4 protein-coding genes are annotated in these 4,538 nt (G+C 65.0%); 2 read left to right on the top strand and 2 right to left on the bottom strand.

The window, feature by feature from the left end; genetic code table 11:
• Window positions 1–96: 96 nt before the first annotated feature.
• Both GT007_RS22000 and GT007_RS21995 read right to left on the bottom strand, forming a co-directional pair.
• Window positions 97–561 (bottom strand): hypothetical protein, encoded by a 465-nt coding sequence (locus GT007_RS22000; RefSeq protein ID WP_160123811.1) that lies wholly within the window; start codon window positions 559–561, stop codon window positions 97–99.
• Window positions 562–622: 61 nt separating this feature from the next.
• On the bottom strand, window positions 623–898 hold the full coding sequence (locus GT007_RS21995; protein WP_160123810.1) for a hypothetical protein: 276 nt from the start codon (window positions 896–898) through the stop codon (window positions 623–625).
• Between the two features lie 330 nt (window positions 899–1,228).
• Between GT007_RS21995 and GT007_RS21990 the strand changes: the two genes are divergently transcribed.
• Both GT007_RS21990 and GT007_RS21985 read left to right on the top strand, forming a co-directional pair.
• A complete protein-coding gene (locus GT007_RS21990; RefSeq protein WP_160123809.1) occupies window positions 1,229–4,273 on the top strand; it encodes a BPTD_3080 family restriction endonuclease in 3,045 nt (1,014 codons plus the stop codon).
• A 13-nt stretch (window positions 4,274–4,286) separates the two neighbouring features.
• Window positions 4,287–4,538: hypothetical protein (locus GT007_RS21985; RefSeq protein ID WP_201452017.1), on the top strand; the 252-nt coding region annotated here is incomplete at its 3' end.

Here is a 4,538-nt window from a genome sequence, read left to right as displayed (position 1 = left end):
GGCTCATAACCTGAAGGTCACAGGTTCAAATCCTGTCCCCGCATCCATATCCAACACACAACACCCGCTCACCTCATGGTCAGCGGGCGTTGCGCGTTACAGGGCCAAATGCGCTCCCGCATGCAGGAAGACCGCCAGGTCACCACGCAGCGAAATCTCCACTTGGCCCTGGTTCTCGCCCGGGAAGACCAGGATGCTGTCCACCAGCAGACGCAGTGCCTCAGTGGCCAGGGCATTCAGCTCAGGGTCCAACAGGTCCTGCTCCAGCCGCTCTACACGGCGGCGGTACAACCGCAGCAGCTTGGAGGGCAGCACAGGCGCCAATTCCACCTCGCCGGCGGCCATGACATCATGCCCCAGGGTCTCGCAGCGGTTCTCAAGTTCCCGAAGTTCACGCACCATCGATGCGCTGCCATGTGCCGCACATGTAGCGTGCAGGGAGGACGCCTCGGTGTAATGCCGGATGGAGACGTCCACCGAGTGGCCTAGTACCTGCGCCGCATCGAATGCCAGATCGGGCGAGCGCCGTGCGGCAGTGGAGCGCAGCCATTTGCGGGCCATGTGAGGACCGTGGTTCTCACCAAGTTCTTGCCTGGTGAAGCGCCTGAACACCCGATTGACGTTATCGACATCGAAGCTCGGTGTCCGGTGTGACTTGGTCTGGTCGGCGCTGATTCGACACTCGTGGGCCGAAGGTCAGAAGCATGCCCAGCATGGCTGCATCGCGCAGCAGCGGCCGGCCGGTTTCCTCCCCTGATGCCGCCATGCCAGCCAGATGCATCGGGAAAGGCTTGGGTTCCCTCGGGAACACCTTGATCAGGGAACGGTCGCCTGGGCGCAGGATGTGCAGGGTATCGCTCGCCGGATTCACGATCCGGAGGAAGCCATGCAGCGACACCCTGTAGAGGCCGATGCTGCTGTCCTTGCGCCCGGCATGGCGCTTCTGCCTGAATTAAGCCGTTAGGCCTGGCCGACGCTAGGCGAGCGAGAGCGCGATCTCGAAAGGGGAACTGCGGCGATGCTGAGTTCCATTATAAATTGCGCTGCCCTGTAAGAGAGACGCAAGCGGACAATAATAACAGGCTTTCTGTTCTTGTTGTGTCCTGAATTTCCCTTTTCCACTCAAGGTCCGTTCTGGGACGAGGAAAATTTCCAGAAGGCCTCGTATTCACGCAGCTCGATCATCGCGATAGTCTCGAACCAATGTAACAATCTGGGGCTTGCTTGGATGAGCGGTGAATTTTTCGCGCAGCCGATTCTGAATTCGCCCTATGCCGCCCCTCGCCAGCATTGGGAACTCGATCCGGACGGGCAGCCGACGTCACGCATCATCGAAAGCCGTCGTCGCTCCGACCTGATCACGCCAGTGCCCAAGCCAAAGAAGCGGCGGGCCGGTCGCGGGCAGTCCCAAATGGTCTTCGATGAGGGCGCCGGGCTTTCCTCCGCTTCACAGGAATACAACCCGACGCCCATCATCAACGAAGTGCGTGGCTTCGTTGAGGCTTGGCGCAACCTGCCGAACCCGGACCAATGGTTGGTTTCGCCGGAGACCGCCCGGCTGCTGCAACACTGGCGGCATCATTCTTTCCAGGGCGTCCGCCCTTTCTTCTGCCAGGTCGAGGCAGTCGAGACCGCGATCTGGCTTGCCGAAGTCGCCCCCAAGCTCGGTACCCGCGCGGCGAAGTTCGCGGCCCACCTGAAGGGCGCCAACGCCCAGGCGAACCCGGAGCTGATGCGCCTCGCGCTCAAGCTCGCCACCGGCGCCGGCAAGACGACGGTCATGGCCATGCTCATCGCCTGGCAGACGGTCAACGCCGCCCGCCATCCCAACAGCAAGCAATTTGCCCGGGGTTTCCTCATCGTGGCGCCGGGCATCACCATCCGGGACCGCCTCCGCGTGCTGCTGCCCAATGACCCGGACAGCTACTACCGAAGCCGAGAGATCGTGCCCCCGGACATGCTGCCCGACATCGACCGGGCGAAGATCGTCATCACCAACTATCACGCCTTCAAGCTGCGCGAACGCATCGACATCGCTAAGGGCACCCGCTCGGCCCTGGAAGGATGGAGGGGAGAGAAGCTCGAGACGCTGGAGACCGAGGGGCAGATGCTCCAGCGGGTCATGCCGGAGCTGATGGGCCTGAAGAACATCGTCGTCCTGAACGACGAGGCGCACCACTGCTACCGCGCGCGTGTCGCTGATGACAGCGAGGAGGATCTGAAGGGCGAGGAGAAGGAGGAAGCGAAGGAGAACAACGAAGCCGCCCGCATGTGGATCAGCGGGCTGGAGGTCGTGAAGCGCAAGCTCGGCATCGCCACCGTCTACGACCTCTCCGCGACGCCCTTCTTCCTGCGTGGCTCCGGCTATGTCGAGGGCACCCTGTTCCCCTGGACCATGAGCGACTTCTCCCTCATGGACGCCATCGAATGCGGCATCGTGAAGCTGCCGCGGGTGCCGGTGGCCGACAACGTTCCCGGCGGTGACACGCCACGCTTTCGCAATCTGTGGGAGCATATCGGCGGGGACATGCCGAAGAAGGGCCGTGGAACCGCTGGCGCGCTCGATCCCCTGAAGCTTCCCACGGAGCTGCTGACAGCCCTCGACGCCCTCTACGGCCACTACCGCAAGACCTTCGATCTCTGGCGGGAGAACGGCCTCGGGGTGCCGCCTGTCTTCATCGTGGTCTGCAACAACACCGCGACCTCGGAGCTGATCTACAAGTACATCTCCGGCTTCCGCCGTCAGAACGAGGACGGGAGCGAGAGCTTCGAGAACGGAAGGCTGGCCCTGTTCCGCAACTACGACGAGTACGGCAACCATCTGGCCCGCCCCAACACCATCCTGGTGGACAGCGCCCAGCTCGAATCCGGTGAATCGCTGGACAAGAATTTCCGGGACGTTGCCGCCGACGAGATCGAGCGCTTCCGCGAGGAAATGGTGGCGCGCAGCGGCGATATCCGCGCGGGCGAAACCATCGACGAGGCCACCCTGCTGCGGGAGGTGATGAACACCGTCGGCAAGAAGGGCCGCCTGGGCGAGCAGGTGCGCTGCGTCGTCTCCGTCTCCATGCTGACCGAGGGCTGGGACGCCAACACCGTCACCCACATCCTGGGTGTGCGCGCCTTCGGCACCCAGCTCCTCTGCGAGCAGGTGGTGGGCCGCGGCCTGCGCCGGCAATCCTATGAGCTGAACGAGCAAGGCCTGTTCAACGTCGAGTATGCCGACGTGCTCGGCATCCCCTTCGACTTCGCGGCCAAGCCCGTCATCGCCCCGCCGGCCAAGCCGCGGGAGACGGTGCGCGTCCACGCCGTCCGCCCCGAACGCGACGCGCTGGAGATCACCTTCCCCCGCGTGGAGGGCTATCGCGTCGAACTGCCGGATGAACGGCTGGAGGCGAGGTTCGGCCCGGATTCGGTGCTGGAGCTGACGCCGGCGCTGGTCGGCCCCTCCGTCACCCAGAACCAGGGCATCATCGGCGAGGCGGTGGACCTGACGATCCAGCACCTGGAGGATGTCCGCGCCTCCACCATCCTGTTCCACCTGGCGCGGCACCTGATCTACCACACCTATCGCGACCCGGGCACCGAGCCCAAGCTGCACCTGTTCGGGCAGATGAAACGCATCACCCGGCAATGGCTGGATGGCGGCTATCTGCGCTGCACCGGCGGCACCTTCCCGGCGCAACTGCTCTACCGCGAATTGGCGGACATGGCGGCGGCGCGCATCAAGGCGGCCATCACCGAGACGCTGGCCGGTGAGCGGCCGGTGAAGGCGATCCTGGACGCCTACAACCCCACCGGCTCCACCCGCCATGTGAATTTCACCACCTCCAAGGCGCTGCGCTGGCAGACGGCGCCGCACCGCAGCCACGTCAACTGGGTGGTCTGCGACAGCGATTGGGAAGCCGAGTTCTGCCGCGTGGCGGAGGCGCATCCGCGCGTGCTGGCCTATGTGAAGAACCAGGGGCTGGGCTTCGAGGTGCCCTATCTGCTCGGCTCCACCCCGCACCGCTACCGCCCCGACTTTCTGCTGCGCATCGATGATGGCGGGGCGGAGCCGTTGAACCTGGTCGTCGAGATCAAGGGGTATCGGGGCGAGGACGCCATCGAGAAGGCCAACACCATGCGCGCCTATTGGGTGCCGGGCGTCAACAATCTGCGGACATTCGGCCGCTGGGCCTTCGCGGAGTTCACCGAGGTGTTCGAGATCGAGGCCGAGTTCGGCAAGTTGATGGACGAGTTCAGCGCGGCCCAGCCCGCGGCGGCCAAGTAAGGGGGAGGGTCGCATGACCGACCAGGCACAACAGGATCGCTTCCTCGCCGCGCTGCGGGAGCGCGGCGGCTCGGCCGGCAATGGCGCGCTGCGGGAGGCGCTGGGCTGGGACGACGGCACCTATGACCAAGTGAAGCAGGCGCTGCTGGATTCCGGCGCGATCCTGCCCGGGCGCGGCCGCGGCGGTTCCGTGCGGCTGGCGGAGGAGCGCCCGGCGGATGGTGGGGCGGCCACGCCCGGCCTGCCCCTGCCGCCGCCCGCGCCC

The organism is Rhodovarius lipocyclicus (assembly GCF_009900765.1).
Taxonomy (GTDB): Bacteria; Pseudomonadota; Alphaproteobacteria; order Acetobacterales; family Acetobacteraceae; genus Rhodovarius; species Rhodovarius lipocyclicus.
This window is presented reverse-complemented; position numbering and strand designations above follow the sequence as displayed.